The 20,380-nt window shown below is 66.7% G+C and carries 14 protein-coding genes and 1 rRNA gene; 1 reads left to right on the top strand and 14 read right to left on the bottom strand.

Going from position 1 to position 20,380, the window contains the following annotated elements:
- Positions 1 to 221: 221 nt before the first annotated feature.
- Positions 222 to 1,769: ribosomal RNA gene (locus H5T74_03860) — 16S ribosomal RNA — on the bottom strand.
- Positions 1,770 to 2,381: 612 nt separating this feature from the next.
- A complete protein-coding gene (locus H5T74_03855) occupies positions 2,382 to 3,605 on the bottom strand; it encodes a tyrosine--tRNA ligase (GenBank protein ID MBC7229513.1) in 1,224 nt (407 codons plus the stop codon).
- Positions 3,606 to 3,926: 321 nt separating this feature from the next.
- Here H5T74_03855 and H5T74_03850 point away from each other — a divergent pair, with 321 nt between their 5' ends.
- A complete protein-coding gene (locus H5T74_03850; protein ID MBC7229512.1) occupies positions 3,927 to 6,374 on the top strand; it encodes a PBP1A family penicillin-binding protein in 2,448 nt (815 codons plus the stop codon).
- Between the two features lie 122 nt (positions 6,375 to 6,496).
- Here the strand turns inward: H5T74_03850 and H5T74_03845 are convergent, their stop codons facing one another.
- From H5T74_03845 to H5T74_03790, 12 genes are all read right to left on the bottom strand, one after another.
- Positions 6,497 to 7,612, bottom strand: coding sequence for a tetratricopeptide repeat protein (locus tag H5T74_03845; protein MBC7229511.1), 1,116 nt, complete (start codon positions 7,610 to 7,612; stop codon positions 6,497 to 6,499).
- Between the two features lie 111 nt (positions 7,613 to 7,723).
- Complete coding sequence (locus tag H5T74_03840) at positions 7,724 to 8,719, bottom strand: NGG1p interacting factor NIF3 (protein ID MBC7229510.1); 996 nt, start codon at positions 8,717 to 8,719, stop codon at positions 7,724 to 7,726.
- Between the two features lie 59 nt (positions 8,720 to 8,778).
- On the bottom strand, positions 8,779 to 9,177 hold the full coding sequence (locus tag H5T74_03835) for a hypothetical protein (GenBank protein MBC7229509.1): 399 nt from the start codon (positions 9,175 to 9,177) through the stop codon (positions 8,779 to 8,781).
- Between the two features lie 349 nt (positions 9,178 to 9,526).
- Positions 9,527 to 11,263, bottom strand: a complete 1,737-nt coding sequence (gene polX, locus H5T74_03830) for a DNA polymerase/3'-5' exonuclease PolX (protein MBC7229508.1) — start codon at positions 11,261 to 11,263, stop codon at positions 9,527 to 9,529.
- 37 nt (positions 11,264 to 11,300) lie between these two features.
- The gene (gene argH, locus H5T74_03825; protein ID MBC7229507.1) at positions 11,301 to 12,686 is read right to left on the bottom strand and encodes an argininosuccinate lyase; all 1,386 of its coding nucleotides are present in this window, start codon (positions 12,684 to 12,686) and stop codon (positions 11,301 to 11,303) included.
- A gap of 30 nt (positions 12,687 to 12,716) precedes the next feature.
- On the bottom strand, positions 12,717 to 13,916 hold the full coding sequence (locus H5T74_03820; GenBank protein ID MBC7229506.1) for an argininosuccinate synthase: 1,200 nt from the start codon (positions 13,914 to 13,916) through the stop codon (positions 12,717 to 12,719).
- Between the two features lie 276 nt (positions 13,917 to 14,192).
- Positions 14,193 to 14,711: an arginine repressor gene (argR, locus tag H5T74_03815; protein MBC7229505.1), complete on the bottom strand. Its 519-nt coding sequence runs from the start codon at positions 14,709 to 14,711 to the stop codon at positions 14,193 to 14,195.
- A complete protein-coding gene (gene argF, locus H5T74_03810) occupies positions 14,671 to 15,597 on the bottom strand; it encodes an ornithine carbamoyltransferase (GenBank protein MBC7229504.1) in 927 nt (308 codons plus the stop codon). The genes argR and argF overlap by 41 nt, the downstream gene beginning before the upstream one ends.
- Before the next feature lie 4 nt (positions 15,598 to 15,601).
- Positions 15,602 to 16,828 carry an acetylornithine transaminase gene (locus H5T74_03805; GenBank protein MBC7229503.1) on the bottom strand — a complete coding sequence of 409 codons (1,227 nt, stop codon included), beginning with the start codon at positions 16,826 to 16,828 and terminating at the stop codon, positions 15,602 to 15,604.
- 34 nt (positions 16,829 to 16,862) lie between these two features.
- Complete coding sequence (gene argB / locus H5T74_03800) at positions 16,863 to 17,750, bottom strand: acetylglutamate kinase (GenBank protein MBC7229502.1); 888 nt, start codon at positions 17,748 to 17,750, stop codon at positions 16,863 to 16,865.
- Between the two features lie 177 nt (positions 17,751 to 17,927).
- The gene (argJ, locus tag H5T74_03795; GenBank protein ID MBC7229501.1) at positions 17,928 to 19,103 is read right to left on the bottom strand and encodes a bifunctional glutamate N-acetyltransferase/amino-acid acetyltransferase ArgJ; all 1,176 of its coding nucleotides are present in this window, start codon (positions 19,101 to 19,103) and stop codon (positions 17,928 to 17,930) included.
- Positions 19,104 to 19,280: 177 nt separating this feature from the next.
- Positions 19,281 to 20,318, bottom strand: coding sequence for an N-acetyl-gamma-glutamyl-phosphate reductase (locus tag H5T74_03790; protein ID MBC7229500.1), 1,038 nt, complete (start codon positions 20,316 to 20,318; stop codon positions 19,281 to 19,283).
- Between the last annotated feature and the right edge of the window lie 62 nt (positions 20,319 to 20,380).

Raw genomic sequence — 20,380 nt, 5'->3', positions numbered from 1 at the left:
CGGGACGCTCCTCTCCTGAAGCCCGCCCTCCACCTCCCGGTGAGGGAAAGCGTGCTTCCACTCCCGGTATCCCGTCGCCACGCGGACCGGTTACGGCGGCACTCCGTAGCAACCTTTCCGAAAAAAAGGATTCGGCGCCGTGGCGCCGATTCCTTCAAAACTAAACAGCGCAAAGACGAGAGACGGATGCGTTTGTTGGTCGCCGCATGCCATGCGGCTTTTCCCTAGAAAGGAGGTGATCCAGCCGCACCTTCCGGTACGGCTACCTTGTTACGACTTCACCCCAATCGCCGACCCCACCTTCGACGGCTGCCTCCCTTGCGGGTTAGCCCACCGGCTTCGGGTGTTGCCGACTTTCGTGGTGTGACGGGCGGTGTGTACAAGGCCCGGGAACGTATTCACCGCGACGTTGCTGATTCGCGATTACTAGCGACTCCGACTTCATGGAGGCGAGTTGCAGCCTCCAATCCGAACTTAGACCGGCTTTTTGGGATTCGCTCCACCTCGCGGTATCGCAGCCCTCTGTACCGGCCATTGTAGCACGTGTGCAGCCCAGGGCATAAGGGGCATGATGACTTGACGTCATCCCCACCTTCCTCCGGTTTGACACCGGCAGTCTCGCATGAGTTCCCGGCATGACCCGCTGGCAACATGCGATAAGGGTTGCGCTCGTTGCGGGACTTAACCCAACATCTCACGACACGAGCTGACGACAGCCATGCACCACCTGTGCGCCCGTCCCGAAGGAGGACCGTGTTTCCACGGTTTTCGTGCGCATGTCAAGCCCTGGTAAGGTTCTTCGCGTTGCGTCGAATTAAGCCACATGCTCCGCCGCTTGTGCGGGCCCCCGTCAATTCCTTTGAGTTTTAGCCTTGCGGCCGTACTCCCCAGGCGGGGCACTTAATGCGTTAGCTTCGGCACGGAGGGAGTTGGTAACCCCCCACACCTAGTGCCCATCGTTTACGGCTAGGACTACCAGGGTATCTAATCCTGTTCGCTCCCCTAGCTTTCGCTCCTCAGCGTCAGTCATAGCCCAGGAAGCCGCCTTCGCCACCGGTGTTCTTCCCGATATCTGCGCATTTCACCGCTACACCGGGAATTCCACTTCCCTCTACTAGACTCTAGCCTGCCAGTATCGAGTGCAGTTCCGCGGTTGAGCCGCGGGCTTTCACACCCGACTTAACAGGCCGCCTACGAGCTCTTTACGCCCAGTGATTCCGGACAACGCTAGCCCCCTACGTCTTACCGCGGCTGCTGGCACGTAGTTAGCCGGGGCTTCCTACCGAGGTACCGTCATGGCCGAAGCCACTTCGTCCCTCCTGACAGGACTTTACAACCCGAAGGCCTTCATCGTCCACGCGGCGTCGCTGCGTCAGGCTTTCGCCCATTGCGCAATATTCCTCACTGCTGCCTCCCGTAGGAGTCTGGGCCGTATCTCAGTCCCAGTGTGGCCGTACACCCTCTCAGGCCGGCTACCCATCGTCGCCTTGGTGAGCCGTTACCTCACCAACAAGCTAATGGGCCGCGGGCCCATCCCGAAGCGGAAGCAAAGCGACCTTTCTTGCCCTCGCCATGCGGTGAAGGCAAGGTATCCGGTATTAGCCCCGGTTTCCCGGGGTTATCCCAGTCTTCGGGGTAGGTTGCCCACGTGTTACTCACCCGTTCGCCGCTGACCTGACCCGTCTCCGAGGAGACGGGGTCGGTCCGCTCGACTTGCATGTGTTAGGCACGCCGCCAGCGTTCGTCCTGAGCCAGGATCAAACTCTCCGAGTAAAATGCAGTCCTTGCGGACTTACATACTTGGAGCGTATCCGGGCTCCCTACCGGCCGCGATCCACCCAGGGGCGGATCGGAACGGAATTGATTGGAGCTCTACTCTCTCTGTCTTTTACGCTGTTTAGTTTTCAAGGAACACGGCTCAAGCGCCGAATCCAACAAGGCTACAAAGTAGCACGCGCAGCATACCCTGTCAACGTCACGGCATCAAAAACGCCGCTTCTCCAGCGGCATCCCGTATAACCCTTGAAGTGTTTCCAAAAGTATCCGGAATACCGCCTCCTTTTTATCAATCGGGATAAAACCCGGCGGGCTTGCCGCAAATTTTATGATAACACCATCAAAAGGGCATGTCAAAGGGTGTATCTGCCGCTGCCGCCTCGTATCCGGCGCGGACACCGCCGCCTGCGGGCAGGTCCGACATGCAGCGGCCATCGGTGAACCGCCCCCGCTCGCCTTCGCCTCCCGCCGCGCGAGAGAAGGCGGCAGCGACCGTCACCGCCACGCCGCACCCGGGCGTTGTCACCTACGGGCCATGAGAGGCCACGGGGAGGCCGGCGTCCCCGCCCGCTGTCTCGCGGTGAGCGGAGCATCGGGGGGTTGCCTCAACTCCCGTCCCCCTCCCCGAGCCTGATGAGGCGGAAGTGCCGTTTTCCCTTCTGGATGAGCAGGCCCTCCAGCTCCTCGCGCGTGAGCTCCAGGTCCACGTCGTCCACCACGCGGTCGCCCAGTCTTATCCCCCCCTGGGCCACCAGTCGCTTTCCCTCGCTGCTGGAAGAGGCCAGCCCGGCCAGCGCCAGAAGGCGGGGAAGCCAGATGGCTCCGCCCGCGAGCTCCCGTGGGTCTATCTCCGCCACCGGGATCTCCTCCGGCGCCTCCCTCTCCACGTGCACGCGGTCGAAGGCACGCTCCGCCTCCTCCGCGGCCTCCGGTCCCCAGTAAAGGCCCACCACCTCCGCGGCCAAGCGCCTTTTGGCGCGCATGGGGTGGATGGCTCCCGATTCCAGATCCGCAAGTAGGGCGTCCACCTCCCCCGGTTCCAGGGGGGTGGTGAGGCGGAAATAATCCGGCATGAGCTCGTCGGAGAGGGACATGAGCTTACCGAACATCTCCTCGGGGGGATCGGTGAGGCCCACGTAGTTGCCCAGGCTCTTGGACATCTTCTTCTCCCCGTCCAGGCCCACCAGGATGGGTAGGGTGAGGACGCTCTGGGGCTCCTGTCCGAGGTCGCGCTGCAGCTCCCTTCCCGCCAGGAGGTTGAAGATTTGGTCCGTGCCCCCGATCTCCACGTCCGCCTCCAGGGCCACCGAGTCGTAGGCCTGCATCACCGGGTAGAGGAACTCGTGCAGGCCGATGGAGAGGTTGGAGGCGTAGCGCCTCGCGAAATCGTCGCGTTCCAGCAGGCGGGCCACGGTGAAATGGGCGGTGAGCCGCAGGAGCTCGGCGAAGGTCAGGGGCGCCAGCCAGCGGCTGTTGTATTCCAGCACCGTCCTTTCCCTGTCCAGGATGCGGAAGGCCTGCTCGGCGTAGGTGGCGGCATTGGCCCTGACCTCTTCCGGAGTGAGCTGGGGACGGGTGACGTCGCGCGCGGAGGGGTCTCCCACCAGGGCGGTGAAGTCACCGATGAGGAGGATGGCGGTGTGGCCGAGGTCCTGGAACTGCCGCAGCTTGCGCAGGGGCACGGCGTGCCCGAGGTGGAGGTCGGGTCGGGTGGGGTCCACCCCCAGCTTTACCCTCAGGGGCCGCTCCTCCGCAATGGCCCTCTCCACCTTGGCCGCGAGGTCTCCCTCGGGCAGGCACTCCGCCGCGCCCGAGAGGATCACCTTCATCTGGTATTCCGGGTCCTTCACCAGCGCCACGGCCTCTCCTACGCGATGTCCAACGGGCTTTTCTCGGGCAGGCACTCCGCCGCGCCCGAGAGGATCACCTTCATCTGGTATTCCGGGTCCTTCACCAGCGCCACGGCCTCTCCTCCGCGATGTCTAAAAAAGGATACCGCAAGCACCCCGGCCGGTAAAGCGCTCCCGTCCGCGCCCAGAGCCGCCGCGCCGGGCATTTTGAAGCGGCGAGAGGAACCGTGCCCCTACAAACGAAATCTAATTATAGGTACAATTCCTGTTGACGGCCTTTGCGCGTAAAGGGGTCCGGAAATGCGCGTGATGCTCAGGATCGGCCTGATCGTTTTCCTCTGCCTGGCGCTGATGACGGGCGGCTTCCTCTTCTGGTTCTACACCGGCATAGGGCTTCCCCGTCTGGATAGCCTGGGCAAGCTGCGCCTGGACCAGACCTCCAAGATCATCGCCGCCGACGGCACGGTCATCGCGGAGCTGCACGGGGAGCAGAACCGCGAGAACGTCACCCTGGACCAGATCTGCGAGAACCTGCGGGAAGCGGTCATCGCCATCGAGGACGAGCGCTTCTACCAGCACGGTGGAGTGGACTGGAGGGCCATCGCCCGCGCCTTCTGGACCAACGTGGTGCAGGGCCAGGTGGTGCAGGGCGCCTCCACCATCACCCAGCAGTACGTGAAGAACACCCTTACCGGCAAGGAGAGGACCTACTGGAGGAAGGTGGAGGAGGCCAGCCTGGCCTTCCAGCTCGAGCGCAGATACTCCAAGGACAAGATCCTGGAGATGTATCTCAACGACGTCTATTTCGGGCAGGGTTGCTACGGGGTTAAGAAGGCCTGCGAGGTCTTCTTCCACAAGCAGCCCTCGGAGCTCACCCTCGGCGAGGCGGCGCTGCTGGCGGCGGTCATCCGCATCCCCAACTACTATTCGCCGTATCTCAACCCCGGCGCCGCCGAGGCGCGGCGAAACCTGGTCCTGGACAAGATGAGGGACCTGGGTTACATCACCGCCTCGGAGGCCGCGGAGGCCAAGGCGCAGCGGGTGGAGGTGGGCGAGGACAAGATGGTGAAACCGATACCCGAGGAGAGCCCCAGCACCGTCGCCCCCTACTTCGTAGAGTACGTGAAGAAGTACCTCTACAACCTCTTCGCGGGCGACCAGGACCTGCGGGCGCGTTTCGGCGACCTATCCCCCGACGACATCATCTTCCGCGGAGGGCTGCGCGTTTACACCACCCTCGACCTGGATATGCAACGCTACGCCGAGGAGGCCATCGCCTCCACCCTGGACCGGCCCGGAGACCCCGCCGCAGCCCTGTGCGCGGTGGACCCCCGTACGGGGGAGATCAAGGCCATGGTGGGGGGAAAGGATTACAGCGAACAGCAGTACAACATCGCCGCCCAGGGGGGGCGTCAGCCGGGCTCCGCCTTCAAGGTCTTCGTGCTCACCACGGCCATAAGCAACGGCATCTCCCCCTACAAGACCTACGACTCCTCCCCCACCACCCTGGAGTTCCCCGACGGCACCAAGTGGAAGGTGGGCAATGCCGAGGGCTCGAGCTACGGGACCATAAACCTTTATGCCGCCACCGTGCGCTCCGTCAACGTGGTATACGCGCGGCTGATCCGCGACGTCGGCCCCCAGAGGGTGGCGCAGATGGCCCAGGCCATGGGCATCAAATCCAACATCCCTCCCTACCCCTCCATCGCCCTAGGGAGCTGCGAGGTCAATCCCCTGGAGATGGCCAGCGCCTTCGGGACCCTGGCCTACAACGGCGTCTACGTCCCCCCTACCTGCGTGCTGAGGATCACCGACGCCGGCGGAGAGGTCCTCTACGAGCATGCCCCCAAGGGTAAGCGGGTGGTGCGCGAGGACGTGGCGGCGGTGGTCAACTCCATCCTCCAGGACGCGGTGCGCCACGGCACGGGCCGCGCCGCTCGCATCGACCGCCCCCAGGCGGGCAAGACGGGCACCACCGACAACTATGCCGACGCCTGGTTCTGCGGCTACACCCCCGACCTCTCGGCGGCGGTATGGGTGGGGTACCCCCAGGGCCTGGTCCCCATGCGCAGCGTGCACGGCATCACCGTCTATGGGGGCACCTTCCCCGCCCAGATCTGGAAGAAGTTCATGGAGAAGGCCCTGAAGGACGTGCCGGCCAGCGAGTTCCCCCGGGCGGAGTTCGGGTACGGAGACGAAGAGGAGGAATCGGAGTGGGTCACCGTGACCATCTGCACCGAGAGCGGGCTCCTGGCGACCTCCCTGTGTCCTCATACCGAGTCGCGCACCTTCCGGCGCGGCGAGGAGCCCACCCAGCAGTGCACCATCCACAACCCTCAGAACCAGCGCGTCAACGTGCCGGGGGTGACGGGGATGTCCGAGAGCGGCGCGGTGGCGGCCATACGCGGCGTGGGACTCAATCCGGTGGTCAACTACGCCTACTCGGACACCGCCCCCAAGGGCACGGTGATCGGCCAGTCCCCCCTGGCGGGCACCACCGTCAGCGCGGGCTCCCACGTCTCCATAACCGTGAGCCAGGGGCCTTCGCCTCAGTCCAGGGTGCCCGGCGTGGTGGGCATGAGCGAGACCGCGGCCAAGGAGGCCCTGACGGGCGCCGGCTTCACCTACAAGGTGGTCTACAGTCCCTCGGATCCCTCCCTGGCGGGCACGGTCATCAGCCAGTTCCCGGGCGCCGGGGCGTCCGCGAGCCCCGGAGCGCAGGTCATCATCACCGTGGGAAAGACCTGAGGCGCAAAACGCCTCTCGCGGATACCATATGCTGTGCAGGTAATAGGCGCTGCTGTCCGGGGTTCGCCGCTCCCCGGACCGTCAGGGGTGATGACGCGGCTTCCGCCGCTAGGGAGGGGCCCCTACTCGAGCAGTTCCCGGAACGACTTGTGATGCCGGAGGCCCTCCAGGCAGGAGTCCCTCAGGGCGTCCTCCTTGAGCTCGGGGTCGAGGTCCAGGGCCCGCCTGAGGTGGTCCAGGCTCCGCTCCTTGTCCCCCCTCAGGGCATAGAGGCAGGCGAGGTTGTAGTACGGCCAGGAGTACCCGGGATCCACCTCCACCGCCGCGCGCAGAAAGCGCTCCGCCTCCTCGAGCATGCCCCGCTCCATGAGCGCCGCCCCCTTGTTGCTGAGGGCGTACTTGTTGCGGGGGTTTATGGCCAGGCACTTGTCCAGGTACTGGAGCTCCGCCTCCACGTCCCCCATGCAGCCCACGGCATAGCCCTTCTCGAGGTAGGCGTTGTCGTTCTGAGGGTCGAGGCGGATGAGGCGGTCGAAGTAGGCCGCCGCCTTCTCGTAGTCGCAGTTGTCGAGATGGATGGAGCCCAGGCAGCCCAGGGCCTCCAGGTTCTCGGGGTCCAGGAGGAGGATCTCGCTGTAGGTCTGGGTGGCTCTCTCGTCGTCGAGGATGTCCTCGTAGACCGCCGCCAGCTCGAAGAGGACGTCGATGAGCTTCTCGCGCTCCCCCTTGTACAGGCTTATGGCGGTCTCCAGGTTGTGGATGGCCTCTTCATGGTATCCCCTTCCCGCCAGCAGCCTCGCCTTGTTGTAGTAGGGATAGCCGAAGTTGGGCTCGAGCTGGATGGCCTTCTCGTAGGCCTCCAGGGCCATCTCCTCCTCGCCAAGCTCGTGGTAGGCGATGCCCAGCTCGTTGAGGAGATCCACGTTCTCCGGGTCCATCTCCAGCGCTCGGCGGTAGAGCTCTGCCGCCGCCCCGTAGTCGCCGCGCTCCATCATCACCAGGGCCAGGCCGTCATAGCCGCGGGGGTCCTCCGGGTTCAGGTCCCTCACCCTCTCGAAGCGCAGCACCGCCTCCTCGAGCTCCCCTTTCTCGTAAAGGGCTATGCCCAGCTGGTACTGCCCGTCAACGTCCTCGGGATAATCGTCCAGGTAGCGCCGGAAGCGCTCTATGGCCTCCTCCAGGCGGTTCTCGGCCAGCAGCCGTTCTCCCTGCTCAAGGAGGTTGAATCCCTCGCTCATCCTCTCCTCCGTGCCTCGGGCCCCGCGGCTTCGAGACCGCGGGCGGTTTTCTCTATCTCTGCCATAAGCCATGCGCTCACTTTTTTCAAGCAAGCCTTGCGAGAATGCGCCTCAGGTGCGCCCTCGAGAGCCTCCCGACGCCGTCGCTTTCTTCCGCGCGCGCGACACCCTTACCAGCCCGGAGACGGGTATGATCGCCACCCCCTTCTCCTCCAAGCGGTCGAGGATGAGGTTCATGCCCAGGGAATCAGAGACCACGTGGCCCGCGATGACCACGTTGATGCGCTGCTTTTCCGCCTCCTCCTTGTGTTTCTCGGAATAGTGCATGGCCACGATGGTTCCCACCCCCGCCGCGGAAAGTTTTTCCAGCACCTCGCGGGGACCCTCCGTCCCCCCCGTCATGTCCACCATGATGTTGCCGCAACGGTTCTCCTTGCTGCCCACGATGACGGCCGGGCCGGCCTGCATGCGCGCCGAGGCGCGGTATTCGGGCAGCTCCAGAAGGCAGTCCACCACCTCTCCCACGGTGCGGGGCTTCCGGCGCGCGAAGTGGTCGTTGAGGAAGGCGTGGACCTGGTTGTCGGCCACGGTGTGCATGCTCATGAAGGGGATACCCAGCAGGCGCGCCGCGTCCAGCGCACGCTCGTGGTTGCGGGGCAAGAAGGCGCGGTAGATCTCCTTCATGCGCGGGCCGATGAGGGCCTCCCCCACGTTGATGGGGACCCCGTGCCGGTACCATTCGTCGGCCTGCAGGGCCATGACCTTGTCCAGGTTCACCAGCGCCTGGCCCTCCGGGTGGTGGCTGATGATGAGGTCCACGGGCTCGCCCCTCTCCCGCAGGCGGTCGGCCAGCAGCACCTCCGGGACCTCCATATCGATACCCACCAGGGCCGAGCGCACCTCGGTATCGGGATCGCCCACCAGGATGCGGGAGTCGGGGAAGGGGTTCTCCAGGCTGTCGAGGTCGAAGAACTCCTTCTCCTTGTCCGGGAGCTTCTCGTATTTCTCGCGGTTGCGCTCCAGCAGGCGCTTTATCTCCTCCCTGCCGCGGGGGTCTTTCTCCATCCCCATCTTCACCGCAAGCTTGTGGATCTCGGCGAGCTTCAAAGTACCTTCCTCCTCTTTCCGTTACCCCTGCCGCACCGCGGGCTCACCCTCTCCCGGGCTCAGGTGGAGAAGAGCGAGCCCTGGTCGTATTCCTCCTCCTCGTCCTCGCGCGTAAGCACGCGCCGGATGCGCACCACCAGGTCGTCGATGTCCAGTCCAGTCTCCTCTCGGATGGACCTGCGGAGTATGGGGCCCACCCGCTCCAGTTCGTGCAGCACGCGGTCCAGGAGGTCGAAGGCCACCGAGGCCTCCACCTCCTCGCGCGACATCACCAGGTCCCTGAGTATGGTGCCCTCGGCGCGCGAGGCCACCACGGGCTCCGGGCGTCCCTCCACGTAGACGTAGGTCCTGCGGGCAGGGCCGCGGCTGTCACCTATGGGCTCCAGGCCCACGATCTTGTCCGAACGGAAATATTTCCCATATCCCAGGGGGATGATCTCGTTGCGCCTTATCTCCATCTTCCACCCCTCCCGCGTCTTCCCCGGGGCCTCGCCCACGCCGCTTCATCCAGCCCTATTATATGGGGTCGGCGCCCCCGGGGGTAGCGCGGGAGTCACGCGGCCCCGCGTCCGGCATCTGGTAAGGCCGCGCCACAGCCAGGCCAGCAGTTCTTCCGGCTCGAGGGCGTTCAGGAGGTGGGAGGCGTGCAGGTTGCACTCATCTTCGACCGTGCCCGGTAACCTGCCCCTCAGTGCCTGTCGCGGCCGCGCCACAGCCAGGCCAGCAGTTCTTCCGGCTCGAGGGCGTTCAGGAGGTGGGAGGCGTGCAGGTTGCACTCATCTTCGACCGTGCCCGGTAACCTGCCCCTCAGTGCCTGTCGCGGCCGCGCCACAGCCAGGCCAGCAGTTCTTCCGGCTCGAGGGCGTTCAGGAGGTGGGAGGGGGCGAGCCAGCCCCGCCTCGCCGTGGCCACCCCGAAGAACATGAAGTCGAGGTGCTCCGGCCGGTGGGCGTCGGTGCCGATTGCCACCTTCACCCCTTGAGCACACGCCCGCATGAGGTTCTCGTCTCCCAGGTCCAGGCGGTCGGGGAAGGCGTTCAGCTCCAGGGCGGTGTCCGTCCTGCGCGCCTCCTCCATCACCGCGCCGAGATCGATGTCGTAGGGAGGCCTCTGACCGATGAGCCTCCCCGTAGGGTGGGCGAAGACCTTGACGTGGGGGTTGCGTATGGCCCGTAGCACCCGCCGCGTCACCGCCTCGCGGTCCTGACGGAATCCCGCGTGCACCGATACCACCACCACGTCCAGAAGGGAGAGGACCTCTTCGTCGTAGTCCAGTCCCCCTTCGCCGTCTATGTTCAGCTCGCTTCCCGCCAGCAGGACCACGGGGGAATCCCCCCTGGCGTTGAGCTTTCTGATCTCCTCCACCTGCCGCAGCAGGCGCTCCCGGGACAGCCCTCCCGCCACCTTCAGGCCCGCCGCGTGGTCGGTGACCGCGAGAAAGCGGTACCCCAGCCTCTCCGCGGCCTTGCGCATCTCCAACAGGTCCGCTACCCCGTCGCTGGCGTCGGTGTGGGTGTGCAGGTCCCCCCGGATGTCCCCACGCTCCACCAGCTCCGGCAGCTCGCCCCGCAGGGCGGCCTCCACCTCCCCGCGGTCCTCCCTTATCTCCGGGGGCGGGCAGGCCATGCCCAGCGCCGCGTAGACCTCTTCCTCCGTCTCCCCCGCCAGCCTGCGGTCGTCCCTGACGCGGAAGACCCCGTATTCGTTGATCTTCTTGCCCGCCTTCTTGGCGATCTCCCTCACGTGAACGTTGTGCGCCTGCGAGCCGGTGAAATACTGCAGCGCCGCGCCGTATTCCTCCGGTTTCACCACCCTGAGGTCCACCTGGAGCCCCTCCGCGGTGACCACCGAGCTCTTGGTATCACCCCGCAGCAGCACCCTCTCCACCATCTCCAGGGAACAGAAGGACTCCATGACCGCCGCCGGCTCGCGGGAGGCCACCAGGATATCGATGTCCCCGATGGTCTCCTTCATGCGTCTGAGGCTCCCGGCCGGGCTGATGCGCAGGCCGGGGAGCTCCGACTCCAGGGCGCGTGAGATCTCCTCCTGGATGCGGTGTGCGGTGTGGAGCAGAAGCCGCCCCGAGGTGGACTGCAGGTGTCTAATGCCCTCCAGGATGTTCTGTTCCGCCTTGGGCCCCAGGCCATGGAGCTCGGCCAGCCGATGCTCCTCCGCCGCCGCCTGCAGCTCCTCCAGCGTGCGCACCCCCAGCTCGTCATAGATGAGCTTGGCGCGTTTCGGTCCCAGGTTGGGGACCTGGAGGAGGGAGAGGAGCTCCACCGGCACCTCCTCTTTCAGCTCCTCCAGCTTGGAGATGGTGCCGGTGCGCTTGAACTCCAGGATCTTCTTGGCGATGCCCTCGCCGATACCCGGGTACCTGCGCAGCTCCTTGACGTCGTCCAAGGCCAGGAGCTCCTCGCCGCGGGCGCGCGCGATCTCCGCCGCCTTATGGTAGGCGTTGACCTTGAAACGCACCTCGCCCTTGATCTCCGAGAGCTCCGCCAGCTCCTCGAAGGCCCGGCTGAGCTCCTCGCTCCTGTTCACGGACAAGGCCCCCTCCGCCGACGCGGGCTTTCCCGCCTCACGGGCGCATCCTGCGCGCCTCCAGCCACTCCGCCGCCGCCGCCATGGCCTCCTCCACCCTCGCGGTGGCCGTGCCCCCGGGAAGGTCTCTCGCCTCCACGCAGGACTTCACGGAGAGGTGGTCGTACACGTCCTCTCCCACCCGCGGCTCCACGGCCCGGAACTCCTCCAGCTCCAGGTCCTCCAGCCTCTTCCCGCTCTCCAGGCAGACCCGCACCAGCTTCCCGGCGGCGGCGTGCGCCTCCAGGAAGGGCAGGCCCCTGCGCACCAGGTAATCGGCGAGGTCGGTGGCGTTGGTATATCCTTCCATGGCCGCCACGGCCATCGCCGCGGCATCGAAGCTCGCGGTGGCCAGAGCTCCCGCCATCACCCGCAGCATCGCCGCCGCCTGGTCCACGGCGTCGAAGAGGGCTTCCTTGTCCTCCTGCAAATCGCGGTTGTAGGCCAGGGGCAGCCCCTTGAGCACCACCAGGAGGGAGGCCAGGTGGCCCAGCATGCGGCCCGTCTTTCCCCGCACCAGCTCCGCCAGGTCCGGATTGGCCTTCTGGGGCATGATGGACGAGCCGGTGGCATAGGCCTCGTCCAGAACCATGAAGCCGAAGCGCGGCGTGGACCACAACACCATCTCCTCCGCCATGCGGCTCAAGTGGACGGCGAGCATGCACAGGGCGTAGAGGAGGTCGGCCACGAAATCGCGGTCGGACACCGCGTCCAGGGAGTTGGCGGAGATGCCTCCGAACCCCAGCTCGTCCGCCATCATCCCGCGGTCGAGGGGAAAGGTCACCCCGGCCAGGGCGCCGCTGCCCAGGGGACAAACGTCGGCGCGCGCCCCCGCCTCCGCCAGCCGCTCCGCGTCCCGCTTGAACATCTCGAAGTAGGCCATGAGGTGATGGGAGAGGAGCACGGGCTGCGCCGGCTGGAGATGGGTGAAGCCGGGCATCACCACCCCCAGCTGCTCGCGCGCGCGCTCCAGGACCACCTCCATGAGCTCCAGAAGGAGGCCGGTGATGCGGCGGCATTCCTCCTTCACGAAGAGGCGCATGTCCGCCGCCACCTGGTCGTTGCGGCTGCGCCCCGCCCGCAGCTTGGCGCCGCTCTCCCCCAGGCGCTCCACCAGCGCCCGTTCCACGGCGGTATGGATGTCCTCCTCGTCGGCGTATGCGAAATCGCCCCTCTCCATCTCCGCGCGCAGCTCGCCCAGGGCGGCGAGGATGGCCTCCCTCTCGGCGGCGCTGATGACCCCGCACTCCTCCAGGGCCTGGGCGTGGACCGCGCTGACCCGGAGGTCATGGGGCGCCAGGCGGCGGTCGTAGGGCAGCGAGGAGCTGAAGGCATGCACCAGCGCCTCGGTCTCCTTCTCGAACCTGCCTCCCCACAGCTTCATCTCTCCGCGCCTCCCTCCGCCATGGGACGTCTACTCCCGCTCCCCGCCCCTGCTCCCCCACACCTTGAGGGGAAGGCCCCAGAGGGCGATGAAGCCCTCGCTGGAACGGTGGCTGAACTCGTCCGCCCGGTCGTAGGTGGCCAGGGAATAATCGTAAAGGGAATGGGGGGATTCCCTGCCCACCACCGTGCAGTTCCCCTTGAACAGCTTCAGGCGCACCCGCCCGCTCACCCTCCGTTGGGTGGACTCCACCGCCGCCTGCAGGGATTCCCGTAGGGGATCGTGCCAGAGCCCGTAATAGACCAGCTCCGCGAACTTCGCCTCCAGCACCGGCTTGAAATGCAGCGTCTCCCTGGTGAGGGTGAGGGCCTCCAGGGCGCGGTGGGCCTCGATGAGGATGGTGGCGGCGGGCGCCTCGTAGACCTCGCGCGACTTTATCCCCACCAGGCGGTTCTCCACCATGTCTATGCGTCCCACCCCGTGTTCGCCGCCCAGGGCGTTGAGGCGGGTTATCAACTCCACCAAGCCCAGCTCCTCGCCGTCGAGGGCGGTGGGCCGGCCGGCGTCGAAGGCCACCTCCAGGTAACGCGGCTCGTCGGGCGCCTCGCGGGGAGACGCCGTCCAGGCGTAGGCATCCTCGGGCGGCTCCGCCATGGGATCCTCCAGCACGCCCGCCTCACAGCTCCTCCCCCACAGGTTCTCGTCCACGGAGTAGGGGCTTTCCAGGGTCACGGGAACGGGTATGCCGTGCTCCCTGGCATAGGCGATCTCCTCCTCGCGCGACATGTTCCACTCCCGCAGGGGCGCGATGATCCTCAGGTCCGGGCCCAGGGCCATGGTAGTGAGGTCGAAGCGCACCTGGTCGTTGCCCTTCCCCGTGCAGCCGTGGGCCACGGCGGAGGCTCCCCTCCGGCGCGCCTCCTCCACCATGGCCGCCGCGATCAGGGGCCTGGCGAGGGAGGTGGCCAGGGGATACTTCCCTTCGTAGAGCGCGTTGGCCTTGAGGGCCGGGAGCACGTAGTCGCGCGCGAAATCCTCCTTGAGGTCCAGGGTCACGGCGTCCGCGGCCCCTATGGAAAGGGCCTTCTCCCGCAGGGATTCCAGGTCGCCGGGCTGGCCAAGGTCCGCCGCCAGCGCCACCACCTGCATGCCGTACCTGTCCTCCAGCCACTTGATGGCCACCGAGGTGTCTAAGCCCCCGGAGTAGGCGAGGATCACCGTTTCCTTCATGCTCCGTCTCCCTTTTCGCTCCGTAACCCTGTTTGCCGCCACGCTCAGGGGCCGTCCGCAGATCGTGCCCGCCGTCCTGCCGTCCGCCGCCGATGGATGAACCACCGCCCGGAGCGGGCGAAGCCCATTATCCCTTTTCCTCCGTCCCCGTTTTTCCCGCGCCCGCCTTGCCCGGTGAACGCGCCGCCGCGCGTGCGCCGCTTCCCTTCATGGTATCACGCCGCGTCCTGCCCGCCCCAGCATCGTGCCGGCACCACAGCGCCCGTGGCCGCCCCTTCAAAGCCCGGCCATCTCCCGGAGGACCCGCGCCAGATCGCGCGCCTCGTAGCCCTCGCGCACCACCACCAGGATGGTGTCGTCGCCGGCCACCGTCCCCGCCACCTCCTCCCTGCCGTTGCGGTCCAGCAGCGCGGCAAGGGCATGCGCGTTTCCGGGCCCCGTGCGCAGCACCAGCAGGTTCCCGCTCACCTCCATCCCCACCAGGAACTCCCTCAATCCCCGCCTGAGCCCCTCCTCGTCCACCGCCGCCGTCCCCCGCCCTTCCGCGGCGAACCCGTAGACGCGGCGCCCACCCGGGCCCGGCACCCTCACCACCCCGAGGTCCCGCAGGTCCCTCGAGACCGTGGACTGGTCCACCACCACCCCCCTCTCCGCCAGCTCCTGGACCAGCTCCGCCTGGGAGGACGGCGCCCGGCTGGCGATGATCTCCCTCACCAGCTCCAGCCTGCGGCGGCGCTCCACGTCTTCCCCTCTCTCATCTCCCCGCCAGCAGGTGGAGGAGGGCGGCCTGGACATGCATGCGGTTCTCCGCCTGGTCCCATACCGCGGAGCGGGGTCCGTCCAGGACATCGTCGGTTATCTCGTCGCCGCGGTGGGCGGGGAGACAGTGCATGGCCACGGCCTCGGGATCCGCCGCCGCCAGCAGCTCGCCGTCGAGGCGGAAGGGCTCGAGGTCGCGCCTCCTCCTCTGGTCCTCCTTCTGCCCCATGGAGGTCCAGACGTCGGTGTATACCACCTGGGCGCCCGCCACCGCCTGCCGGGCATCGTGCACCACCCTCACCGCATCGGGACCGGCGAGGGAGCGGGCGAGGGCGATGATGCGCGCGTCCGGCTCGTAACCCTCGGGACAGCCGGCGGTGAAGACCATGCCCGTCAGGGCACATCCCAGGGCGAGGGAATTGGCGACGTTGTTGCCGTCTCCCACGTAGGCGAGGCGTATGCCCGCCAGCTCGCCTTTACGCTCCCTTATGGTCATGAGATCCGCGAGCACCTGACAGGGGTGCTCGAGGTCGGTCAGGGCGTTGATCACCGGCACCTCGGCCGCCCGCGCCAACTCCTCCACCTCGTGGTGCCCGTAGGTGCGCAAGGTTATGGCGTGCACGTAACGCGAGAGCACCCTACCGGTATCGGCGATGGTCTCGCCCCTCCCGAGCTGGAGCTCGGCGGCGTTCAGCACCACGGGGTGTCCGCCCAGGTGATGCACCGCGACCTCGAAGGATACCCGGGTGCGGGTGGACGGCTTCTGGAAGATCAAGGCCACCGCCTTGCCCTCCAGGCTGCGCTTCACGGCGCCGGCGCGCAGCGAGCTCTTGAAGGCGTCGGCGGCGTCGAGGACGGCCGCCAGCTCCCCGGCATTGAGGTCGGCCACGCTAAGGAAATCCCTTCCGAACAAATCTTTCATCCGCTCACTCCTTTCCCGTCCCCGTGCCGGAACCGGCCTCGGCCACGATCCCCCCCAGCGCCTCCACCAGTCCGTCCACCTCGCGGGTGGAGACGGAGAGAGGGGGCAGGAAACGCAGTATGGAGTCGCCGATGTTGTTCACCACGTACCCCGCCTCCAGGCAGTGTAGCACCACCTCGCGCGCCACGGGCTCCTTCAACTCTGCGGCGAGCATGAGGCCCATGCCCCGCACCTCGCTGAAGGCGCCCGTCTTCCCGGCAAGCCTCTCCAGCTCTTGCCGGAAATACGCGCCCACCCGCGCGGCGTTCTCCACGAGCTGCTCCTCCCTGAGCACGGTCATCACCGCCAGTGCCGCCGCGCAGACCACCGGGTTCCCGCCGAAGGTGCTGCCGTGGTCCCCGGGCTTGAACCCCTCCGCTATCTCGGAGGTGGTGAGCAGGGCACCGATGGGAAGCCCCCCCGCCAGCCCCTTGGCCAGGGTCATCATGTCGGGGACGATGCCGTAATGCTCGTAGGCGAAGAGGGCTCCCGTGCGCCCCATGCCCGTCTGCACCTCGTCCAGCACCAGCAGGGCCCCCTTGCGCCGGCATACCTCCCGCGCCCCCTGCAGGTAGGGCACATCCGCGACGTAGACACCTCCCTCGCCCTGGATGGGCTCGAGGAGCACGGCGCAGGTCGTCCCGTCCACCGCCTCCTCCAGGGCCTCCAGGTCGTTGAAGGGCACGTGCACGAAACCCGGGGTCACCGGGGCGAAGGGCTCCGCCTTGGCCGGCTGTCCCGTGGCCGCCAGGGAGCCGAGGGTGCGCCCGTGAAAGGAGCGCAGGGCGGACACCACCCGGTAGCGCTCCTGCCCCCTCACCTCCCGCATGTACTTGCGGGCCAGCTTTATGGCCGCCTCGTTGGCCTCCGTACCGCTGTTGCAGAAGAACGCCTTGTCCGCGAAGGAGTAGCGCGCCAGCATCTCCGCCAGCTCCCCCTGGGGACGGGTATAGAAGAGGTTGGAGACGTGGATGAGCTGCGAGACCTGCCTGGCCACCGCGGCGATGATCTCGGCGTGGCAGTGGCCGGCCACGCATGCCCCCAGCCCGGAGACGAAGTCCACGTATTCCTTCCCGGTGTCGTCCCAGAGCCGCGTGCCGTGGCCGCGCACGAAAAGCACGGGGAGGCGCCCGTAGTTCCCGATCAGGAAGAGCTCCTCCTGTCTTCTGGCCGCCTGCAGGTCATATTCCATCTTTCCTCCCGCCGTCATCCCTCGATCTCCTCCGTCAGATGCCGTCGTCCGCCGCCCTCACCATGGTGCCGATCCCCGCGTCGGTATAGAGCTCCAGGAGGAGGGCGTGATCGATGGTGCCGTTGATGATGTGCGCCCTCCTCACCCCCGCCCGCACCGCCTCCACGCAGCTCCGCAGCTTGGGGAGCATGCCGCTGGAGAGGCTGCCCGCGGCCAGCAGTTCCTCCGCCTCCTCCACCCCGAGCTCGGGGATGAGGCTCTGCGGGTCGGAGAGGTCGCGGTAGATGCCGTCCACGTCGGTGAGGTAGATGAGCTTGTCCGCCCCCAGCGCCTGGGCCAGGGCCCCCGCCACCAGGTCGGCGTTGATGTTGTAGCTCTGTCCCCTGCCGTCCACCCCGATGCTCGCCACCACGGGGATGAACTCGTCGCGGATGAGGTTGTTCAGTATGCCCGGGTTGACCCTCTCGACCTCGCCCACGAAACCCAGGTCCACCTCCCCCTCCTCTCCGCGGTGCACGCGCTTCCTGCACATGAGCAGGTTGCCGTCCTCCCCGGAAAGGCCCACCGCCAGGGTGCCGTGTCCGTTGATGAGGGAGACGATCTCCTTGTTCACCTTTCCCACCAGCACCATCTTCGCCACCTCCATGGCCGCGGCGTCGGTGACGCGGTGTCCGTCCACGAAGCGCACCTCAAGGGAGAGGCGCCGCATATATTCCGTGATCTGGGGGCCTCCGCCGTGAACGATGACCGGGTTCATGCCCACATAGCGCATGAGCACGATATCCGAGGCGAAACGCTCCTTGAGCTCCTCGTTCTCCATGGCGTTGCCGCCGAACTTCACCACCACCGTCTTGCCGTAGTAGTCCTTGATATAGGGGAGGGCCTCCATGAGCACCCTCGCCTTCTCCCGCGCCTTTTCCATCCTCTCTCTCCTGTCATGCCCCTATTTGACGACCTTGACGTGCCCGATCCCCTCCGGTCTCCGCTCGCCTCCTTCCGGTTATAGAGACCGGCGTCGCCTCACCTACCTCCGGGCGGCTCAGCCGCCTTCGCGATGCCTTCCGTCGAATCCCCTTCGACAGGTCCCCGCTCTCGTCCCTCACGTGTGGTATTCGGCGTTGATGCGCACGTATTCGTAAGACAGGTCGCAGGTCCACACCTCTACCTCGGCCTCCCCGCGGCCCAGGCTCACCTCCAGGGTCACCTCCCTTCCGGACACCGCCGCCTCCAGGTCCTCGGACGTGTCCGCGGGGGTTCCCCTCTCCACCACCCGGATACCGCAGATATCCACGCTCACCGCGCGGGGGTCGATGTGCTGCAGCGCCGCTCCCACCGCCTGTACCACCCGGCCCCAGTTGGGATCCCCCCCGAAGACCGCCGTCTTCACCAGGGGGGACTCCGCCACCGCCATGGCCGCGGTCCTGGCCTCCTCCTCGCCGGCCGCCCCGCGTACCCGCACGGTCACGAACCGCGTCGCGCCCTCGCCGTCCAGCACGATGTCGCGGGCCAGCTCGGAGCATGCCTCCCGGAGGCAGGCCCCCAGCTCCTCCTCGTCCGGCCGGTACCCGGATGCGCCGCCTGCCATGCACAGCACCATGTCGTTGGTGCTCGTGCATCCGTCTATGGTGATGCGGTTGAAGGTCCCCTCCACCGCCCCGCGCAGGGCGCGGGCCAGGGTCTCGTGATCTACCCGGGCGTCGGTGGTCAGGAAGGCGAGCATGGTGGCCATGTCCGGCCTGATCATGCCCGCTCCCTTGGCCATGCCCCCCACCTTGAAGGAGCCGCAGTCCAGGGCCACCTCCTTGGGCCGGGTATCGGTGGTCATGATGGCGCGCGCCGCCTCGCCGCCGCTCCCCGCGTCCAGGCGCCGCGCGGCCCTGACGATGCCCTCCTCCACCCTGTCCATCTCCAGGAAGCGCCCGATGACCCCGGTGGAGGCCACCGCCACCTCCTCCGGGATTATCCCCAGTTCCCGCGCGGCCATGGAGGCCATGGCCTCGGCGTCACGCAGCCCGCGCTCGCCGGTACAGGCATTGGCGTTGCCGGCGTTCACCACCACCGCCCGGAGGTATCCATCCCGGAGGTGCTCCATGGTGACCAGGACCGGGGCCGCCTTGAAGGCGTTCCGGGTGAAGGTCCCCGCGGCGGCACACCTCTCCTCCGCCGCGATCAGGCACAGGTCCGGCTCCCCGCTCCTTTTCAGACCGCAGGCCACCGCAGCGGCCCTGAACCCAGCGGGCGCGCATACGCCTCCCCGCGTCCTCGCAAATCCCAACTGATCCGCCCTTCCTTTCCTCTCGCGATCCTGCTCCGTTTAGATGCTCTTCTTGTCCCTCTTCTTGCCTCTTCTTGCCTCTTCTTGTTTCCTCCTGTTTCCTCTTGTCTCTTCATGTCTTTCTATCCCCGGCGCCGGAGGCGCTTGCCCACGCCGCGCCCCCGCCGGCATGGCGTACTACGGGAAGAGCCCCAAGGCCTCGAGGCCCGCGCTCTCCTCCCAGCCGCACACCAGGTTCATGCACTGCACCGCCTGTCCCGAAGCTCCCTTCACCAGGTTGTCTATGGCCGCGGCCACCGTGAGCATCCCGCGTTCGGGATCCAGGTGCCATCCCAGGTGGCAGTAATTGCTGCCGCACACCGCCTTGGTCTCCGGAAAGCGGTCCCTTCCCAGGGGGACAAGGAAGGGCCGCGAAGCGCAGAACTCCTCGTAGATGCGGTCCACTTCCTCCTGCTCCAGCGCATCCCCGACGCGCACGTAACAGGTGGCCAGGATGCCCCTGCTCATGGGCACCAGATGAGGGGTGAAGACCAGCCTGCACCTTTTGCCCGCCAGCCCCCCCAGGGCCTGCTCCATCTCCGGCATATGCCGGTGCGAGCCCACCCCGTAAGGCTTCACGCTCCCCTCCGCCTGCGCAAAGTGCGCCGCCAGCGACAGCGACCTTCCCGCCCCTGACACCCCCGACTTGGCGTCCACCACCGCGCCGTCCAGTCCCGGGACGCCCGCCTTCGCCAGGGGGGCCAGGGCGAGGAGCGCCGCGGTGGGATAGCAGCCGGGAACCGCCACCAGCCTCGCCCCCGCCAGCCCCTCCCCCGCTATCTCGGGCAGCCCGTAGACCGCCTCCGAGAGCAGCCCCGGGGAGGTATGCTCTGCGCCGTACCAGCGCCCGTATTCCTCCGGGTCAAGCAGGCGGTAATCGGCCGAGAGGTCGATGACCCTGGCCCCCGAATCAAGCAGCCCCGGCGCCACCTGCATGGATTCGCCGTGGGGCAGGGCCAGGAAGTGGAGGTCCGCCGCCTCCGCCGCCCGCTCCAGGGAGAACTTCTCGAAACGCATATTTGCATATTTATGCAAATGAGGATAGAGATCCGTCACCCGTTTTCCCGCGTAGGTCTGCGCGGTCAAGTAGGTGACCTCGACCTCCGGATGCAGGCATAATAACCTCATGAGCTCGGCTCCCGTGTATCCGGAAGCCCCGATGATGCCCGCTCTCATACCTTTGCCTCACCCCTTCTTTTTCCGGTTCATATATGTATATTGATGCATATTATTGCAAA

The sequence above is a fragment of the Actinomycetota bacterium genome (assembly GCA_014360645.1).
Classification (GTDB): domain Bacteria; phylum Actinomycetota; class Geothermincolia; order Geothermincolales; family RBG-13-55-18; genus Solincola_B.
The sequence above is the reverse complement of the archived record's forward strand: the minus strand, read 5'-3'. Positions and strand labels throughout refer to the sequence as shown.